Origin of the sequence: Pseudomonas sp. I3-I5 (genome assembly GCF_022699445.1) — a bacterium.
Lineage (GTDB): Bacteria > Pseudomonadota > Gammaproteobacteria > Pseudomonadales > Pseudomonadaceae > Aquipseudomonas > Aquipseudomonas fulva.
The window spans coordinates 2,761,425-2,778,707 of the sequence record NZ_CP093940.1; the positions used below are offsets into that span (position 1 = coordinate 2,761,425).

The following is a 17,283-nucleotide window of genomic DNA, read 5'->3' on the forward strand; positions in this document are numbered from 1 at the left end:
GGACACTGCCTACACCGGCCCTGCCCAGGCCCGCCATTCAGCGGAAGCAACCCGATTGCTTGTGGAGTGGGCGATCACGTATCGCCCACCTGCGGCCGTGAAGCGATTGACCCCATTTCCCCATCGCGCCATGCTGGCCACTCCCCTCCCCTACCGCATGACCGACCATGTTGACCTGGCTGAAACGCGATTCCTTGACCTTCCCTGCGCTGGACCGCGCCCTGCAAGAGCCCAACGGCCTACTCGCCGCAGGCGGCGACCTGACGCCCGAACGGCTTGTTCAGGCTTACCGCCATGGCTGCTTCCCGTGGTACCAGGATGGCCAGCCGATCCTGTGGTGGTCGCCCGACCCGCGCACCGTGCTGGTGCCTGCCCGATTGCACGTGTCGCGCTCCTTGGCCAAGTGGATGCGCCAAGGCCGCTACCAGGTCAGCTTCGACACCGACTTCGCCGCGGTGATCGCAGCCTGCGCGGCGCCGCGCGATTATACAAACGGCACCTGGATCACCGACCCCATGCGCATGGCCTACTGCGAACTGCACGCGCGCGGCATTGCCCATTCGGTCGAAGTTCGTCAGGACGGTGAACTGGTCGGCGGCCTGTATGGCCTGGCCATGGGGCAGCTGTTTTTCGGGGAATCCATGTTCAGTCGCGCGGACAATGCCTCGAAGGTGGGCTTCGTGACGTTGGTCCGACACCTGGAAGCAGCCGGCTTCGTGCTGATCGACTGCCAGATGCCGACCGATCACCTGCAAAGCCTGGGTGCTCACGCCATCAGTCGCCGCGAATTCGCAGGCTACCTGGCCCGCCACCTCGATCAGCCCAACACCGCCACATGGGTTTGCTAGGCGCGTTTTTCACACCTGGCTTACACTTAGGCAAAGTCTCACCGAAGGGGTTGATCATGACAGAGCTGGCGCGGTTGAAGTTTTATGCCACTCAACCCCACTCCTGCAGTTACCTCCCCGACGAGCAGGCCACCACGTTGTTCCTGGACCCCAGCCAGCCCATGGACGTGAACGTGTACGCCGACCTGTCGGAGATGGGATTTCGCCGCAGTGGCGATCACCTTTATCGCCCTCATTGCCAGAACTGCAATGCATGCGTGCCTGCGCGCATACCGCCGGCACGGTTTGTGCCCAGCCGGCAGCAGCGCCGGATTCTCAAGCGCAACGCCGATGTGACGGTGACGGCTGCACGCCCTGCCTTCAAGGAAGAGTATTTCGACCTGTACCGGCGCTACATCGAGGCACGTCATGCCGATGGAGACATGTATCCACCCAGCCGTGATCAGTTCTCCACGTTTCTGGTGCGCCAATTGCCGTTCTGCTGGTTCTACGAATTTCGCGCCAGCGGGCGACTGCTGGCAGTCGCCGTCTGCGACTTGCTGCCCAATGGCCTGTCTGCCGTGTACACCTTCTACGAGCCTGATGAGGAGCGCCGCAGCCTGGGCAGGTTTGCCATCCTCTGGCAGATCGGCGAGGCGTTGCGGCTCGATCTGGACGGCGTGTATCTTGGCTACTGGATCAAGAACTGCAAGAAAATGAACTACAAGACGCAGTATCGGCCTATCGAGTTGTTGATAAACCAGCGTTGGGTTGCCCTCAACTGAAAGCATTGGCTTGACACACAGTTTTCGGGCATAATCCACGCCACTTTTTTGCCCGGTGCGGTTATGCGTCGGGCCAACACTGGATCCGAGGGCTCTACTGCATGTCGAAAGAAGACAGCTTCGAAATGGAAGGCACTGTCGTCGACACCCTGCCCAACACCATGTTCCGCGTGGAGTTGGAAAACGGGCACGTCGTAACCGCGCACATCTCTGGAAAGATGCGCAAGAACTACATCCGTATTCTCACTGGCGACAAGGTTCGCGTCGAGCTGACGCCGTATGACCTGAGCAAGGGCCGCATCACGTACCGTGCGCGCTAAGCTCCAGCCATGAAAAAGCCCGGCATCTGCCGGGCTTTTTTGTGCCTGCCTGGGTCAGGAAGGGGCCGCATTGCGGCCCCCGAGGCTTACGCCACTTCGGCAGTGGTCTCGTAGTCGAAGACCAGTTCGCCATCGCGCAGGTCCACGTGCACCACCCCGCCGTGCTCGGCCAATTCGCCGAACAAAATCTCCTCGGCCAGAGGCCGCTTGATCTTGTCCTGAATCAGTCGACCCATCGGCCGCGCACCCATCTGCACGTCGTAGCCCGACACCGCCAGCCAGCCACGTGCCGCGTCGCTGACCTCCAGAAGCACACGCTTGTCCTCAAGTTGCGCCTGCAGTTCGATGAGGAACTTGTCGACGATACTCTTGATGGTCTCGGTGCTCAGACGGCCGAACTGGATGATGGTATCCAGGCGGTTGCGGAACTCCGGCGTGAAGCTCTTGCGGATAACTTCCATGGCATCGGACGCATGGTCCTGGTGGGTAAAGCCGATGGACGCTCGCGCAGCGGTTTCAGCGCCCGCGTTGGTGGTCATGATCAGGATCACGTTGCGGAAGTCGGCCTTGCGCCCGTTGTTATCGGTCAAGGTCCCGTGGTCCATGACCTGCAGCAGCAGGTTGAAGACTTCCGGGTGGGCCTTCTCGATCTCATCGAGCAGCAACACGCAGTGCGGCTGCTTGGTGATGGCTTCGGTCAACAGACCGCCCTGGTCGAACCCGACGTAGCCAGGCGGCGCGCCGATCAGGCGCGACACGGTGTGACGCTCCATGTATTCGGACATGTCGAAACGCACCAACTCGACACCCAGCGCCTTGGCCAACTGACGCGCTGCCTCGGTCTTGCCCACGCCGGTCGGGCCGGCGAACAGGAACGAACCGACAGGCTTGTCAGGCGACTTGAGCCCTGCGCGCGACAGCTTGATGGCGGTCGCCAGCGAGTCGATGGCCGCATCCTGACCGAACACGGTCAGCTTCAGATCCCGCTCCAGGTTACGCAACAGCTCCTTGTCGGAACTGGTGACATGCTTGGGTGGAATACGGGCGATCTTGGCGACGATGTCCTCGACCTGAGGCACGTCGATTCGCTTAACGCGATTGGCCTCAGGCTGCAGGCGCTGGTAGGCGCCGGCTTCGTCGATGACGTCGATGGCCTTGTCGGGCATGTGCCGGTCATTGATGTAGCGCGAGGCCAGCTCTGCCGCTGCACGCAGCGCCTCGTCGCTGTACTCGATGTTGTGATGGCTTTCGAAGCGCCCTTTGAGGCCGCGCAGGATACCGACGGTGTCCTCCACGGAAGGCTCGCTCACATCGACCTTCTGGAAGCGCCGCGCCAGCGCCCGGTCCTTCTCGAAGATGCCACGAAATTCCTGGAACGTCGTGGAACCGATGCAGCGTATTTCGCCCGACGACAACAATGGCTTGAGCAGGTTGGAGGCATCCATGACACCGCCAGACGCTGCGCCGGCACCAATGATGGTATGGATTTCGTCGATGAACAGGATGGCCTGTGGCCGCTTGCGCAGTTCACCGAGCAGCGCCTTGAAGCGCTTCTCGAAGTCGCCGCGGTATTTGGTACCGGCCAGCAAAGCACCCAGGTCGAGTGAATAGACCACGCTCTGGGCCAGCAGATCGGGCACCTGACCGTCGACGATGCGCTTGGCCAAACCTTCGGCAATGGCTGTTTTACCCACGCCGGCCTCACCTACCAGCAGGGGATTGTTCTTGCGGCGACGGGCGAGGATCTGTGCCACGCGCTCGACTTCCTGCTCGCGCCCAACCAACGGGTCGATACGCCCGGCGCGGGCCAACTCGTTGAGGTTGCTGGCGTAGGCGTCCAATGGATTGCTCGAAGAGGTGGTTTCACCGCCCTCATCGTCCGGCATCTCCTGGTCGCTGTCTGAATGCGGCCCATGGCCGGGCACCTTGGAGATGCCGTGGGCAATGTAATTGACCACATCGATGCGGGCCACGCTCTGCTGCTTGAGCAGGAACACAGCCTGGCTTTCCTGTTCGCTGAAGATCGCCACCAGCACATTGGCACCGGTAACCTCGCGCTTGCCGGAGCTCTGGACATGGAACACGGCACGCTGCAGCACACGCTGGAAGCCCAGGGTCGGCTGAGTCTCGCGGTCTTCGTCGCTGACGGGAATCAAAGGGGTCGTAGAATCGATGAACTCTTGCAGATCATGCTTGAGCTTGTCGAGATTGGCGCCACAGGCGCGCAGAACGGTCGCGGCAGCCTCATTGTCAAGGAGAGCCAGCAGCAGATGCTCGACCGTCATGAACTCATGACGCTTCGAACGGGCCTCCTTGAAGGCAAGATTGAGGGTGACTTCGAGCTCGCGGTTTAACATAGCTTCACCTCATACCCAAGTGGTCGGCGATTAACCGTCCTTCTCGATTTCACAGAGTAGCGGATGCTGGCTTTCCCTGGCGTATTGGTTGACCTGCATGGCCTTCGTTTCGGCGATGTCGCGGGTAAACAATCCGCATACTGCCCGCCCCTCGGTATGGACGGTCAGCATGATCTTGGTCGCCAGCTCGCGGTTCAGATTGAAGAACGTTTCGAGCACTTCGACGACGAAATCCATCGGCGTGTAGTCATCGTTGAACAAAACCACCTTGTACATAGGTGGCGCCTGCAGGATCGGCTTGGCTTCCTGAACCGCCAGACCAGCGCCATCGTCCTCGTTGGATTGAGGGCGATCCTGATTGAATGTTAGTCGAATCTGGCTGTGTGCATGCATGGAAAGAATTTCATCACATCGACAGGATAAGGTTATGGGTTGACCCTGCAGCAAGCGATACGGCCTGGCCGCTGCATGACCTTGACTATCGGCAAAACGGTGTTACAACCAATAGGAACACACCGTGGTCAATAAAGATCCGCGCAACCAGCCCGATTTTTTCGAAGGCTCATTGGCGGATGATGTGGATGATACTCCAGTGATGGAGTCCTTGCAGAGGGACATAGGGATGGCAAACGGTAAAGTCAAGTGGTTCAACAACGCCAAAGGGTATGGGTTCGTGGTCGAGGATGGCAAGAGCGAAGACCTCTTCGCCCACTTTTCCGCTATCCAGATGGACGGCTACAAGACCCTCAAGGCGGGACAGGCAGTTCATTTCGATATCATTCAAGGCCCCAAAGGCCTGCACGCTGTCAATATCCGCACCCAAGAGGCTGCCCAGGCGCTGCTACCTGACTCGACACTGGCCGCCACTGTGAGTGCGTGACGCCGGTACGTCCATCCTTGAAGGATCGCACGCGTGTCGACCACCAGCGTGCGGCCTATCTGTACGCATGAAGTTACAACTCTGTTATCAAGACTTCCCTCCGCTTCTGCACGACCCGCGAGGCTGCCGCATGCGACAACCGGTCACATTGTCGCTACGTCTTTGGTCTTATAAATGGGCCGATATCACTCAGTCTTGATGATTAGGCTGATTGGTTTGATATACTGCCCCGCGACCGCAGGGTCACCGGGGCGATCCCTAGGAAAATGCGGACCGTCCCAGGCCATCTTAGGCCACTAAGCCCGGGTTGTTACCGCAGCTCGGCACTTGACGCTCGACTGATGCATCCACCATCACAGCTCGCAGCCTCTCGACTTTCCGCCCATGGCGCTGCCAGGGCGGTGTGCCTACCCGGTGCACCACGAGACTCGAGCACGCTCAGCACACAGAGAGTTAGCCCGCATGCCCACCCGTTCCAAGATCATCTATACCTTCACCGACGAAGCTCCTGCCCTCGCCACCTACTCGCTGCTGCCGATCATCGAAGCCTTCACCGCTTGCGCTGACATTGCCGTCGAAACCCGCGACATCTCCCTGGCAGGCCGTATCCTTGCAGCCTTCCCGGAGCAACTCGGCGCAGAAAAACAGGTAGGCGATCACCTGGCGGAACTGGGCCAACTGGCCACCACCCCTGAAGCCAACATCATCAAGCTGCCGAACATCAGCGCCTCGGTACCGCAGCTCAAGGCCGCGATCAAGGAGCTGCAAGGCAAGGGCTTCAACATCCCGGACTACGCCGACGAACCGGCCACCGCCGAGGAAAAGGAATCGCGCGCCCGCTACGACCGCATCAAGGGTTCGGCCGTGAACCCGGTCCTGCGCGAAGGCAACTCCGACCGCCGCGCACCGCTGTCGGTCAAGAACTACGCACGCAAGCACCCTCACAAGATGGGCGCCTGGGCGGCCGACTCCAAGTCGCACGTGGCTCACATGAGCCAGGGCGACTTCTACGGCAGCGAGAAGGCTGCACTGATCGAGGCTGACGACAGCCTGCGCATCGAGCTGGTCGGCGCCGACGGCACCACCACCGTCCTGAAAGAGAAAACCGCCGTCAAGGCAGCTGAAATCATCGACTGCGCCACCATGAGCCGCAAGGCCCTCAAGGCCTTCGTCGCCGAGCAGATTGCCGACGCCAAGGCATCGGGCGTGCTGATGTCGGTGCACCTCAAAGCGACCATGATGAAGGTTTCCGACCCGATCATGTTCGGCGTCATCGTCGAAGAATTCTATAACGATGTACTAGCCAAGCACGCGGCCGCCCTGGCCGAAGTCGGCTTCAATGCCAACAACGGCATCGGCGACCTGTACGCCCGCATCAAGGACCTGCCCGCCGAGAAGCAAGCCGAAATCGAAGCGGACATCCAGGCCTTGTACGCCGAGCGCCCTGCCCTGGCGATGGTCAACTCAGATAAAGGCATCACCAACCTGCACGTGCCGAGCGATGTGATCGTCGATGCCTCGATGCCGGCCATGATTCGTGATTCGGGCAAGATGTGGAACAGCGCCGGCGAGCTGCAGGACGCCAAGGCGATCATCCCGGACCGCTGCTACGCTGGCATCTACCAGGCCACCATCGAAGACTGCAAGGCCAATGGCGCCTTCGACCCGACCACCATGGGCAGCGTGCCGAACGTTGGCCTGATGGCGCAGAAAGCCGAGGAATACGGCTCCCACGACAAGACTTTCCAGATCAAGACCGATGGCGTCGTGCGCGTTGTCGACACCAAGGGCAACCTGGTGCTGGAACAGAAGGTCGAAGCAGGTGACATCTTCCGCATGTGCCAGGTCAAGGATGCACCCATCCAGGACTGGGTCAAGCTGGCCGTCAACCGCGCCCGCCTGAGCGATACCCCGGCCGTGTTCTGGCTGGACCCGGCTCGCGCCCACGACAGCGCCATGATCGAGAAGGTGCAGACCTGCCTCAAGGACCACGACACGTCCGGCCTCGATATCCGCATCATGTCCCCGGTCGAGGCCATCAAGTTCTCCCTGGCTCGCATCCGCGAAGGCAAGGACACCATCTCGGTGACCGGCAACGTGCTGCGCGACTACCTCACCGACCTGTTCCCGATCATGGAACTGGGCACCAGCGCCAAGATGCTGTCGATCGTGCCGCTGATGAATGGCGGTGGCCTGTTCGAAACCGGCGCTGGCGGCTCGGCCCCCAAGCACGTGCAGCAGTTGGTAGAAGAGAACTTCCTGCGCTGGGACTCGCTGGGTGAATTCCTGGCCCTGGCCGCTTCCCTGGAGCACTTGGGCAACACCTACGAGAACCCACGCGCCAAGGTGCTGGCCCAGACGCTGGACCAGGCAACCGGCAAGTTCCTGGACACCAACAAGTCGCCTTCGCGCAAGGTCGGCGGCATCGACAACCGCGGCAGCCATTTCTACCTGACCCTGTATTGGGCACAAGCACTGGCCGCCCAGGACGACGATGCAGCCCTGAAAGCTCGCTTTGCCCCTCTGGCCAAGGCTTTGAGCGACAACGAAGAAAAAATCGTTGCCGAACTCAACGCTGTTCAAGGCAAGCCAGTGGACATTGGTGGCTACTATGCCCCTGACGCCGACCTGACGGCCAAGGTCATGCGCCCAAGCCAGACCCTGAACAGCGCCATCGCCGCCCTGTAAGGCTCGCTTGACGTAACCCACGAACCCCGGCCACGCACCGGGGTTCGTGCTTTCTGGGCCGCACAACGGCCAACTCGCTCACCCTGGAGCACTGCATGACCTGGCACCCTCATATCACCGTCGCCACCGTTGTCGAAGACAACGGCAGGTTTCTGTTCGTCGAAGAGTTCAAGGCCGGGCGACACGTCTTCAACCAACCTGCCGGCCACCTCGAACCCAATGAAACCCTGGCCCAGGCGGCGCTGCGTGAAACCCTGGAAGAAACGGCCTGGGAGGTGGAGCTGACCGGGCTGGTGGGTATTTACCTGTATACGGCGCCGAGCAACGGCGTGACCTACCAGCGCATCTGCTTTGCCGCCCGCCCTGTCCGGCATCGCGTCGACAGCCCCCTGGACAGCGATATCGAGCGCGCCATGTGGCTGACCCGTGACGAGCTGCTCGCCGATCCGGCGCGCTGGCGCAGTGAACTGGTGCCTCGCTGCCTTGACGACTACCTGCAGGGCCCGCTGCACAGCCTTGACCTGCTGCGCGACTGACGCGCCGCTGCGGGTTTGGTAGTATCGGCGTTTTTCCTCTTGATCTACATCGGTAACCATGACCAGCCCAGCACTCAAAGACCCCGCCAAGACCCGCGTCATCGTCGGCATGTCCGGCGGCGTGGACTCTTCCGTCTCCGCCCTTCTGCTCATGGAGCAGGGTTACCAGGTGGAAGGGCTGTTCATGAAGAACTGGGAAGAGGACGACGGCACCGAATACTGCACGGCCCGTGAAGACCTGGCAGATGCCCAAGCGGTTTGCGACCGCATCGGCATCACCCTGCACACCGCCAATTTCGCGGCCGAGTACTGGGACAACGTGTTCGAGCACTTCCTTGAGGAATACAAGGCCGGCCGCACCCCGAACCCCGACATCCTTTGCAACCGCGAGATCAAGTTCAAGGCCTTCCTGGACTATGCCCTGTCCCTGGGCGCCGACCTGATCGCCACCGGTCACTATGTTCGCCGCCGCGACACCGGCGAACTGACCCAGCTGCTCAAAGGCCTGGACCCGAACAAGGACCAGAGCTATTTCCTACATGCCGTGGGCGGCAAGGAAATTGCCCGCACCTTGTTCCCGGTGGGCGAGCTGGAAAAACCCGAGGTGCGCGCCATTGCCGAGAAACACGGCCTGGCCACGGCCAAGAAGAAAGACTCCACCGGCATCTGCTTTATCGGTGAGCGACGTTTCAGCGACTTCCTCAAGCAATACCTGCCGGCCCAACCCGGCGACATCGAAACCACCGACGGTGAAGTGATCGGTCGTCATCATGGCCTCATGTACCACACCATCGGCCAGCGCCAGGGCCTGGGTATCGGCGGCCTGAAGGATGCTGGGGACGAGCCTTGGTACGTGCTGCACAAGGACCTGACGCGCAATGTGCTCGTGGTCGGCCAGGGCAATGAACACCCCTGGTTGTTCTCCCGCGCCCTGCTGGCCTCCGAAATCTTCTGGGTGAACCCGGTCGACCTCGATAGCCCGCGCCAGCTCACTGCCAAGGTTCGCTACCGACAACACGACCAGCAGTGCACCCTGCACCGTACGGCCACCGGTTATCGGGCCGTCTTCGACGAGCCGCAGCGCGCAGTTACCCCTGGCCAGTCGGTGGTGTTCTATGACGGCGAGGTGTGCCTGGGCGGTGGCGTGATCGAAGCAGCCGAGCCGTGGAGCCCACGCTCGTGAACCGCGTGCAGGAACAGTTGATCGCGCTGGGCGGCGTATTCCAGGCAGCCGTGCTGGTGGACCGTATCGCCCGTACCGGGCAGGCCAGCGAAGCTGATATCGGCTGCATGCTGGGCAGCCTGCTGGTGCGTGATCCCAAGGATACGCTGGAGGTCTTCGGTGGCGATGACCTGAACTTGCGCGACGGTTACCGCGCGCTGGTCGGGGCATTGGAGCGCGACCCCAGCAGCCTGCAGCGCGAGCCTTTGCGTTATGCCTTGTCGATGCTGGGCCTGGAACGGCAGCTGAACAAGCGCGGCGACCTGCTCGAGACCATCGGTAACCGCCTGCCGCAGATCCAGTCCCAGGCCGATCACTTCGGCCTGGTGCACGAGAACGTCATCGCGTCGAGCGGCGCGCTGTACCAAGACACCTTGAGCACCTTGCGTCAGCGCATCCAGGTGCACGGCGACATGCGCTTCCTGCAGCAGCCCAACAACGCCTCCAAGATCCGCGCCCTGCTGCTGGCCGGTATCCGCGCTGCGCGGCTATGGCGCCAGCTCGGTGGGCACCGCTGGCAGCTGGTGTTCAGCCGACGCAAATTGCTCAACGAGCTGTACGACATGATGCGCACAGCGCCCTGAAACCCAGCCTCATACATTCGGGCGCACAGACGCGAACGCGCCTGGCTGACCACGTTCCTTGCAGGAGGGGCCTTGTGCCCCGACGGGCTGCACGGCAGCCCCGACGCGCGCTGACAGAGATCAGTCAATGGCGTTGCTCCGCCACCGGATCGGTGCAGCGCCCACTCAGCAAACCGAGCAGATTGAAGCAACCTTTGGTCAGCCCCCCGACTCCAGCGCATTTTTAATGTATGATATGCGCCCTCCAAAAGCCTGACTGTCCGAGAACACCCCATGCAGCTTTCTTCGCTCACTGCGGTTTCCCCTGTAGACGGCCGTTACGCCGGCAAAACCCAGGCCTTGCGCCCCATCTTCAGCGAATTCGGCCTGATCCGTTTCCGCGCCCTGGTCGAAGTGCGCTGGTTGCAGCGCCTGGCCGCCCACCCGCAGATCAGCGAAGTGCCGGCGTTCTCCGCCGAAGCCAACGCGCTGCTGGACAACCTGGCCACCGATTTCAAGCTCGAGCACGCCGAGCGCGTCAAAGAAATCGAGCGCACCACCAACCACGACGTCAAGGCGATCGAATACCTCCTCAAGGAGCAGGCCGCCCAGCTGCCTGAGCTGGCCAAGGTCAGCGAATTCATCCACTTCGCCTGCACCAGCGAGGACATCAACAACCTGTCCCACGCCCTGATGCTGCGCGCCGGTCGTGACGAGGTGCTGTTGCCGCTGATGCGTCAGATCGCCGACGCCATTCGCGCCCTGGCCCACGCCCATGCCGATGTGCCGATGCTCTCGCGCACCCATGGTCAGCCTGCCTCCCCGACTACCCTCGGCAAGGAGCTGGCCAACGTCGTGTACCGTCTGGAGCGCCAGGTCGCTCAAGTCGCTGCCGTGCCGCTGCTGGGCAAGATCAACGGCGCCGTGGGCAACTACAACGCCCACCTGTCGGCCTATTCGCAGATCGATTGGGAGCAGAACGCCCGCGCCTTCATCGAAGACGAGCTGGGCTTGCAGTTCAACCCCTACACGACTCAGATCGAGCCGCACGACTACATTGCCGAGCTGTTCGACGCCATCGCGCGCTTCAACACCATCCTCATCGATTTCGATCGGGACGTGTGGGGCTACATTTCGCTGGGCTACTTCAAGCAGAAGACCGTTGCCGGCGAAATCGGCTCCTCGACCATGCCGCACAAGGTCAACCCCATCGACTTCGAAAACTCCGAAGGCAACCTGGGCATCGCCAACGCCCTGTTCCAGCACCTGGCCAGCAAGCTGCCGGTTTCGCGCTGGCAGCGTGACCTGACCGACTCCACCGTGCTGCGCAACCTGGGCGTGGGCGTTGCCCACAGCGTCATCGCGTATGAAGCCAGCCTCAAAGGCATCGGCAAGCTCGAAGTGAATCACGCCCGTATCGCGGCCGATCTGGATGCCTGCTGGGAAGTGCTGGCCGAGCCGATCCAGACCGTGATGCGTCGATTCAACATCGAGAACCCCTACGAGAAGCTCAAGGAGCTGACCCGCGGCAAGGGCATCACCCCGGATGCTCTGCTGAGCTTCATCGATGGGCTGGACATGCCCGCCGAGGCCAAGGCCGAACTCAAGCAACTCACGCCCGCTACCTACATCGGTAACGCGGCTGCGCAGGCCAAACGCGTCTAACGCGCGCTCTGCGCCCAACGCCCGGCCTGGCCGGGCGTTTTTATTCCCGTCTGAAAATTACGTTTTTTCAATAGGTTGAAGATGAATCCTGATACTCCACTGCAGCTGCTGGGCGGCATTACAGCCCGTGAATTCATGCGCGACTACTGGCAGAAAAAGCCGCTGCTGGTGCGCCAGGCATTCCCCGATTTCATCAGCCCCATCGATCCGGACGAGCTGGCTGGTCTGGCGCTGGAAGATGAGGTCGAGTCCCGTATCGTGCTCGAGCACGGCGCACACCCGTGGGAAATGCGCCGCGGTCCGTTCAACGAGGACACGTTTGCCGAGCTGCTGGAAAAAGACTGGACGTTGCTGGTACAAGCCGTCGACCAGTTCGTGCCGGAAGTGGCAGAGTTGCTGGAAAACTTCCGCTTCCTGCCCAGCTGGCGTATTGACGACGTCATGATCAGCTTCGCTACCCCAGGCGGTAGCGTGGGCCCGCACTTCGACAACTACGACGTGTTCCTGCTGCAAGGCCACGGGCAGCGTAACTGGAAGATCGGGCAGATGTGCGACAGCGACAGCGCCCTGCTTGAGCACAGCGACCTGCGCATCCTGGCCGATTTCGAGCAAAGTGACGAGTGGACCCTGGAGCCTGGCGACATGCTTTACCTGCCGCCGCGCCTGGCTCACTATGGCGTTGCCGTGGACGACTGCCTCACCTACTCGGTCGGTTTCCGCGCACCGAGCGCCGCCGAAGTGCTCACTCACTTCACCGACTTCCTCGGCCAGTTCCTGCCGGACGAAGAGCGCTACAGCGACGCCGATGCACAGCCAGTCAGCGACCCTCATCAGATCCAGCATGATGCCCTGGACCGCCTCAAGGCCCTGCTGGACAAACACATGGGTGACAAGGATCTGCTGTTGACCTGGTTCGGCCAGTTCATGACCGAGCCGCGTTACCCCGAGCAGATCGTTGGCGAGGAGTTGTCCGAGCAGGAGTTGCTCAATGCCTTGCAGCAGGGCGCCATCCTGATCCGCAACCCGAGCGCCCGCATGGCCTGGTCCGAGTTCGACAGCGACCTGCTGCTCTTTGCCAGCGGCCGTAGCTGCCCGCTGCCTGGAAAGCTGCGCGACCTGCTCAAGCTGGTGTGCGCTGCCGACGCCCTGCACAGCGAGAACCTCGGCCAGTGGCTGCAGGATGAAGATGCATTGATGCTGATCCAGCAGTTGGTCAAGCAAGGTAGCCTGGGTTTTGCCGATGAATAAGATTCGGGTGCGTCTGGCCGATTGGGTCAAGGACAACGCCGACATTCGCCGCATCCGTGAGGCGGTGTTCGTCGCCGAGCAGCACATACCGGTCGAACTGGAATTCGACTCCGAAGACCAGGATGCCTTGCACTTCCTGGCACTGGAGGGCGACTACCCGATCGGCACCGCACGCTTGCTCGCCGATGGCACCATCGGCCGAATCTCGGTGCTCAAGGACTGGCGCGGCCTGAAAGTGGGCGACGCACTGGTCAATGCCGTCATCGCAGAAGCGCAGGCCCGTGACCTCAAGCCTCAACGCCTCAGCGCGCAGGTGCATGCCACACCGTTCTACGAGCGGCTGGGTTTCAAAGTGGTCAGCGAAGAGTTCCTCGAGGCCGGCATCCCTCACGTAGACATGGTGCGCGAGTCGCACTTGCCTTCTTGAAGCGTGCCAGGCCTGTTCGCATCTGACCCCGGCATGCCGGCGCGACCGCCGCTCTTGTCCCCACAGGAGCGGTTCAAGCTCACGCGCGTACACGTCCCCGTCAGGCGCCGGCTTGCCGGCGACAGGCTGACCGTTAGCCGTATTCAATCGCGCTGCTAACGTACCGATCCTGTGCCGGCTCACATCACCGGCACATCCGGATACGCCTCGCACTGTACATCCATCCACATAAAACTTGCCTACTTCGTTGCGCACCCGCATCCTAGCGCTCATCTCCATCGATGAAGCGTCAATGGTCATGCGGCTGTTTCTGTGTGAAAAACCCTCTCAGGCAAAAGACATCGCCAAAGTGCTCGGCGCCAATCGCAAAGGCGATGGCTGTTGGCAAGGCACCGACGTGTGCGTGACCTGGTGCATTGGCCACCTGCTGGAAACGGCCCCACCCGACAGCTATGACGAGCGCTACAAGCGCTGGAACCTGGCCGACCTGCCGATTATCCCGCAACAATGGAAAATGCTGGTCAAGCCCAAGACCGCCAGCCAGTACAAGGCGGTCAAGCGCCTGCTGGGAGAGGCCCGCGAGCTGATCATCGCGACCGATGCCGACCGCGAAGGCGAAATGATTGCTCGCGAGTTGGTCGAACACTGTCGCTACCGTGGCCCGGTGCAACGCCTGTGGTTGTCCGCGCTCGATGATGCGTCGATTCGCAAGGCCCTGGCCCGCCTGCTGCCGGGGCATGAGACCTTCAACCTTTATCACTCGGCGCTGGGCCGTTCACGAGCCGACTGGCTGATCGGGATGAACATGAGCCGACTGTTCACCCTGCTCGGTCGTCAGTCCGGCTACCAGGGCGTACTACCAGTGGGTCGCGTGCAAACGCCGACCCTGCGCCTGGTGGTAGATCGAGACCGCAGCATCGCACAGTTCGTGCCCGTGCCCTTCTGGGCCATCGACGTGCGTCTAAGTCATGCCAACCAGGCGTTCATGGCCCAGTGGCGGGCGCCGGAGGACGTCTGCGACGACCAGGGTCGGTGCCTTAACCAGGCGTTGGCGCAGCAAGCGGCCGCCGCCATCGAGCAGGCCGGCGTTGCCCAGGCCGTGAAAGTCGCAACGGAACGTGTGCGCGAAGCCGCGCCGCTGCCCTTTGACCTCGGTACTCTGCAAGAGCTGTGCTCGAAGAAGTTCGGCCTCGGCGCCCAGGAAACCCTGGATATCGCCCAGGCGCTTTACGAGACTCACAAGCTGATTACCTACCCGCGCAGCGACTGCGGTTACCTGCCGATGAGCCAGCATGGGGAAGCGCCCGCCATTCTTGCGGCGCTACAGCGGGCTGATGCCAGCCTGGCGCCCTTGCAACCTCATCTGCAACCCCAGCGCCGTTCACGCGCCTGGAACGATGCCAAGGTCAGTGCCCACCATGGCATCATACCGACGGTCGCCGCCAGCGACCCAGGGCGCCTGCCGGCCAAGCACAAGTCTGTGTATACCCTGATCCGCGCGCGCTACCTCGCACAGTTTCTCCCTCACCATGAGTACGACCGCACCCAGGCAGACTTCGACTGCGCAGGCTATGCCTTGCGCGCCGTGGGCAAGCAGATCGTCGAGCCGGGCTGGCGTCGCGCCCTGCCGGAGGCCTTGACGCCGGCCAAGGGCCGCGAAGCCGCCCCGCCCCAGGTACTCCCGGTGTTGCGCGAAGGCCAAGCGTGCTCGGTCCAGGATGTCCAGCTCAAAGACCTGTGGACCCAACCCCCCAAGCCCTTTACCGAAGGCGACCTGATCAAGGCCATGAAGAACGTGGCCAAGCTGGTGGACGACCCTCGGCTCAAACAAAAGCTCAAGGAAACCACTGGGATCGGTACCGAAGCCACCCGTGCCAGCATCATCCAGGGCCTGCTGGACCGGGGCTACCTGGTCAAGAACGGCAAGGCGCTGGCGGCAACGCCTGCTGCCTTCAGCCTGATAGACGCCGTCCCCCGTGCTATCGCCGACCCCGGCACCACTGCCATCTGGGAGCAGGCACTGGACATGGTGCAAAGCGGCGACATGAGTCTGGAAGAATTCGTGGCCCGGCAATCGGCCTGGATGGGCAAGCTGGTAGAACGTTGCAGCGGCCTGCGCATGACCATTACCGGCCCGGCGGCGGGCGCAGCCCCGCCCTGGAAGAAAAAGCGCAGAAGCGGCGGCAAGGCCCGGTCAAGTTCAGGCAAGGCAGCAGGTGCCAAAGGTGGCGCAGGTAAAGCCAGGCAACCGAGGAAGAAGTCCACCTGAGCCTGTGGATGCAGGCTACAGCGGGCGGATTGGGCGGCCTCTGCTACATTTCCCTGGATCTATTCGCCTGTGGAGTTGCCCATGAGCCCGGACTTGGAACGCACGCCTGCCCAAACGAGCTTCCCGGACGTACTCGCTGAGGTTCGCGCCTTTCGTGCCCAGTATCCCGGCGTGCGCCATGTCGACCTTATCAGCCTCGACATCCCAGGCCACTTTTACGGCAAGCGCTACCCGATCGACATGCTTGAGAAGGTCGCCGCCGGCAGCCCGCTCAAACTGCCCCAGAACGCAGTGCTCCTTGGCACCCAGGGTGGCCTGTTCCAGATCGGCGACTACTGCTTCAACGACGGCGACCCTGACGCCCTGCGCCGGCTGGTGCCCGGCACGTTGAAGCCCGTCACATGGGAAGCGCACCCCTTGGGGCAGATGCTGATCAGCAGCGACGCAACGCCGGCGCCCATTGCGTTCGAACCCCGAGAGGTGCTGGCGCGGGTTCTGCAACGCCTGGCACGCCGCGGCATTCATCCAGTCGTGGCGTTCGAGCTGGAGTTCTACCTGTTCGACCGCGCGCTCACAGCGGGCCTGCCACAGTTTCCCCGCGATCCTCTGAGCGCCGATGAAGACGACCAGCCCAACTTGCACATCGAGCGCTTGAGCCGCTTCGCAGAGGTACTGCATGACATGGTTGCCACAGCCAATGTGCAAGGCGTGGATGCTAACGTCATCACCGCCGAGCTGGGGCCAGGCCAGTTCGAGATCAACTTCGGACACTGCAACGATGGGCTGCAAGCGGCAGACTGGGCGGCGTTGTTCAGCCGTAGTACGCGCGGTGTCGCACGCAAGCACGGCCACCGCGCCTCGTTCATGAGCAAACCTTACTTGCATGCGCCCGGCAGCGGCATGCATGTGCATGTCAGCCTGTATGACGAGGGGGGCAACAACCTGCTGGCCGCCGATGGCCAGCGTCCGCTGCGCCAGGCGGTAGCCGGATGCCTGTCTCTGCTGCCTCAGTGCATGCCGATCTTCGCCGCCAACCACAATGCCTTCCGCCGTTATGGCGCCATGGTCAACGCCGCCAGCCGGGCCAGCTGGGGATACGAAGACCGCGATGCCTGTATTCGCATCCCAGAATCCGATGCCCGCAACCTGCGCATCGAACATCGCCTGGCCGGCGCCGATGCCAACCCCTACCTGGTGCTGGCCGCCATCCTGTGCGGTCTGGAACAGGGCCTCGACGCCGCGCAGGACCCTATCGCACCGTTGAACGAAGACCGCTCCAGCGGCATCGACTTTCCCAAGGACATGCTAAGCGCAGTAACGGCCATGCAGCACGCGCCTGCGGTGATCGAAGGCTTGGGGGCCGAATTCGTCAGGGTGTATTGCGAGAACAAGCGCCAGGACCACTTGGCGTTTATGCAGGAGATCAGTGCTCGGGAGTACCGCTGGTTTTTGTGATCACAGCCAGGTGACGCTGGCGCGGGTTCCTCGATTGATAC

Annotated in this window: 15 protein-coding genes; 13 read left to right on the forward strand and 2 right to left on the reverse strand. The window is 62.1% G+C overall.

The features are described 5' to 3' along the window. Positions 1–167: 167 nt before the first annotated feature. From aat to infA, 3 genes are all read left to right on the forward strand, one after another. Entirely contained in the window at positions 168–848 is a 681-nt protein-coding gene (gene aat / locus MOP87_RS12470) for a leucyl/phenylalanyl-tRNA--protein transferase (protein WP_027916186.1), read from the forward strand. 56 nt (positions 849–904) lie between these two features. Next, on the forward strand, positions 905–1,612 hold the full coding sequence (locus tag MOP87_RS12475) for an arginyltransferase (protein ID WP_027916187.1): 708 nt from the start codon (positions 905–907) through the stop codon (positions 1,610–1,612). Positions 1,613–1,713: 101 nt separating this feature from the next. Continuing rightward, on the forward strand, positions 1,714–1,932 hold the full coding sequence (gene infA / locus MOP87_RS12480) for a translation initiation factor IF-1 (RefSeq protein ID WP_002553999.1): 219 nt from the start codon (positions 1,714–1,716) through the stop codon (positions 1,930–1,932). 86 nt (positions 1,933–2,018) lie between these two features. On the opposite strand, the gene clpA is transcribed toward infA, so the two are convergent. Both clpA and clpS read right to left on the reverse strand, forming a co-directional pair. After that, positions 2,019–4,289 (reverse strand): ATP-dependent Clp protease ATP-binding subunit ClpA, encoded by a 2,271-nt coding sequence (gene clpA / locus MOP87_RS12485; RefSeq protein WP_058603465.1) that lies wholly within the window; start codon positions 4,287–4,289, stop codon positions 2,019–2,021. 30 nt (positions 4,290–4,319) lie between these two features. Further along, positions 4,320–4,682, reverse strand: a complete 363-nt coding sequence (gene clpS, locus MOP87_RS12490) for an ATP-dependent Clp protease adapter ClpS (protein ID WP_023534830.1) — start codon at positions 4,680–4,682, stop codon at positions 4,320–4,322. Positions 4,683–4,911: 229 nt separating this feature from the next. On the opposite strand from clpS, the gene cspD reads away from it, so the two are divergent. The 10 genes from cspD (at position 4,912) to MOP87_RS12540 (ending at position 17,242) form a co-directional block, all read left to right on the forward strand. After that, a complete protein-coding gene (gene cspD, locus MOP87_RS12495; protein WP_242809570.1) occupies positions 4,912–5,169 on the forward strand; it encodes a cold shock domain-containing protein CspD in 258 nt (85 codons plus the stop codon). Between the two features lie 462 nt (positions 5,170–5,631). Beyond that, complete coding sequence (locus MOP87_RS12500; RefSeq protein ID WP_242809572.1) at positions 5,632–7,857, forward strand: NADP-dependent isocitrate dehydrogenase; 2,226 nt, start codon at positions 5,632–5,634, stop codon at positions 7,855–7,857. A gap of 95 nt (positions 7,858–7,952) precedes the next feature. Next, positions 7,953–8,393, forward strand: coding sequence for an NUDIX hydrolase (locus MOP87_RS12505; RefSeq protein ID WP_206405408.1), 441 nt, complete (start codon positions 7,953–7,955; stop codon positions 8,391–8,393). A 58-nt stretch (positions 8,394–8,451) separates the two neighbouring features. Continuing rightward, complete coding sequence (mnmA, locus tag MOP87_RS12510) at positions 8,452–9,576, forward strand: tRNA 2-thiouridine(34) synthase MnmA (RefSeq protein ID WP_027916191.1); 1,125 nt, start codon at positions 8,452–8,454, stop codon at positions 9,574–9,576. Beyond that, positions 9,573–10,199, forward strand: coding sequence for a high frequency lysogenization protein HflD (gene hflD / locus MOP87_RS12515; protein ID WP_027916192.1), 627 nt, complete (start codon positions 9,573–9,575; stop codon positions 10,197–10,199). Before mnmA ends, hflD begins: the two co-directional genes overlap by 4 nt. A gap of 273 nt (positions 10,200–10,472) precedes the next feature. Beyond that, positions 10,473–11,843 (forward strand): adenylosuccinate lyase, encoded by a 1,371-nt coding sequence (purB, locus tag MOP87_RS12520; protein ID WP_181073767.1) that lies wholly within the window; start codon positions 10,473–10,475, stop codon positions 11,841–11,843. An 81-nt stretch (positions 11,844–11,924) separates the two neighbouring features. Continuing rightward, positions 11,925–13,091, forward strand: a complete 1,167-nt coding sequence (locus tag MOP87_RS12525) for a cupin domain-containing protein (protein ID WP_242809574.1) — start codon at positions 11,925–11,927, stop codon at positions 13,089–13,091. After that, a complete protein-coding gene (locus MOP87_RS12530; RefSeq protein WP_027916195.1) occupies positions 13,084–13,518 on the forward strand; it encodes a GNAT family N-acetyltransferase in 435 nt (144 codons plus the stop codon). Before MOP87_RS12525 ends, MOP87_RS12530 begins: the two co-directional genes overlap by 8 nt. Before the next feature lie 298 nt (positions 13,519–13,816). Continuing rightward, positions 13,817–15,787 (forward strand): DNA topoisomerase III, encoded by a 1,971-nt coding sequence (locus MOP87_RS12535; RefSeq protein WP_242809576.1) that lies wholly within the window; start codon positions 13,817–13,819, stop codon positions 15,785–15,787. An 81-nt stretch (positions 15,788–15,868) separates the two neighbouring features. Beyond that, positions 15,869–17,242, forward strand: a complete 1,374-nt coding sequence (locus MOP87_RS12540) for a glutamine synthetase family protein (protein WP_033695163.1) — start codon at positions 15,869–15,871, stop codon at positions 17,240–17,242. The last annotated feature ends 41 nt before the right edge of the window (positions 17,243–17,283 follow it).

Excerpts from the sequence above, each read along its gene's own strand:
- aat (WP_027916186.1), top strand. The coding sequence starts at position 168 with ATGTTGACCTGGCTGAAACGCGATTCCTTGACCTTCCCTGCGCTGGAC.
- MOP87_RS12475 (WP_027916187.1), top strand. The coding sequence starts at position 905 with ATGACAGAGCTGGCGCGGTTGAAGTTTTATGCCACTCAACCCCACTCC.
- infA (WP_002553999.1), top strand. The coding sequence starts at position 1,714 with ATGTCGAAAGAAGACAGCTTCGAAATGGAAGGCACTGTCGTCGACACC.
- clpA (WP_058603465.1), bottom strand. The coding sequence starts at position 4,289 with ATGTTAAACCGCGAGCTCGAAGTCACCCTCAATCTTGCCTTCAAGGAG.
- clpS (WP_023534830.1), bottom strand. The coding sequence starts at position 4,682 with ATGCATGCACACAGCCAGATTCGACTAACATTCAATCAGGATCGCCCT.
- cspD (WP_242809570.1), top strand. The coding sequence starts at position 4,912 with ATGGCAAACGGTAAAGTCAAGTGGTTCAACAACGCCAAAGGGTATGGG.
- MOP87_RS12500 (WP_242809572.1), top strand. The coding sequence starts at position 5,632 with ATGCCCACCCGTTCCAAGATCATCTATACCTTCACCGACGAAGCTCCT.
- MOP87_RS12505 (WP_206405408.1), top strand. The coding sequence starts at position 7,953 with ATGACCTGGCACCCTCATATCACCGTCGCCACCGTTGTCGAAGACAAC.
- mnmA (WP_027916191.1), top strand. The coding sequence starts at position 8,452 with ATGACCAGCCCAGCACTCAAAGACCCCGCCAAGACCCGCGTCATCGTC.
- purB (WP_181073767.1), top strand. The coding sequence starts at position 10,473 with ATGCAGCTTTCTTCGCTCACTGCGGTTTCCCCTGTAGACGGCCGTTAC.
- MOP87_RS12525 (WP_242809574.1), top strand. The coding sequence starts at position 11,925 with ATGAATCCTGATACTCCACTGCAGCTGCTGGGCGGCATTACAGCCCGT.
- MOP87_RS12530 (WP_027916195.1), top strand. The coding sequence starts at position 13,084 with ATGAATAAGATTCGGGTGCGTCTGGCCGATTGGGTCAAGGACAACGCC.
- MOP87_RS12535 (WP_242809576.1), top strand. The coding sequence starts at position 13,817 with ATGCGGCTGTTTCTGTGTGAAAAACCCTCTCAGGCAAAAGACATCGCC.
- MOP87_RS12540 (WP_033695163.1), top strand. The coding sequence starts at position 15,869 with ATGAGCCCGGACTTGGAACGCACGCCTGCCCAAACGAGCTTCCCGGAC.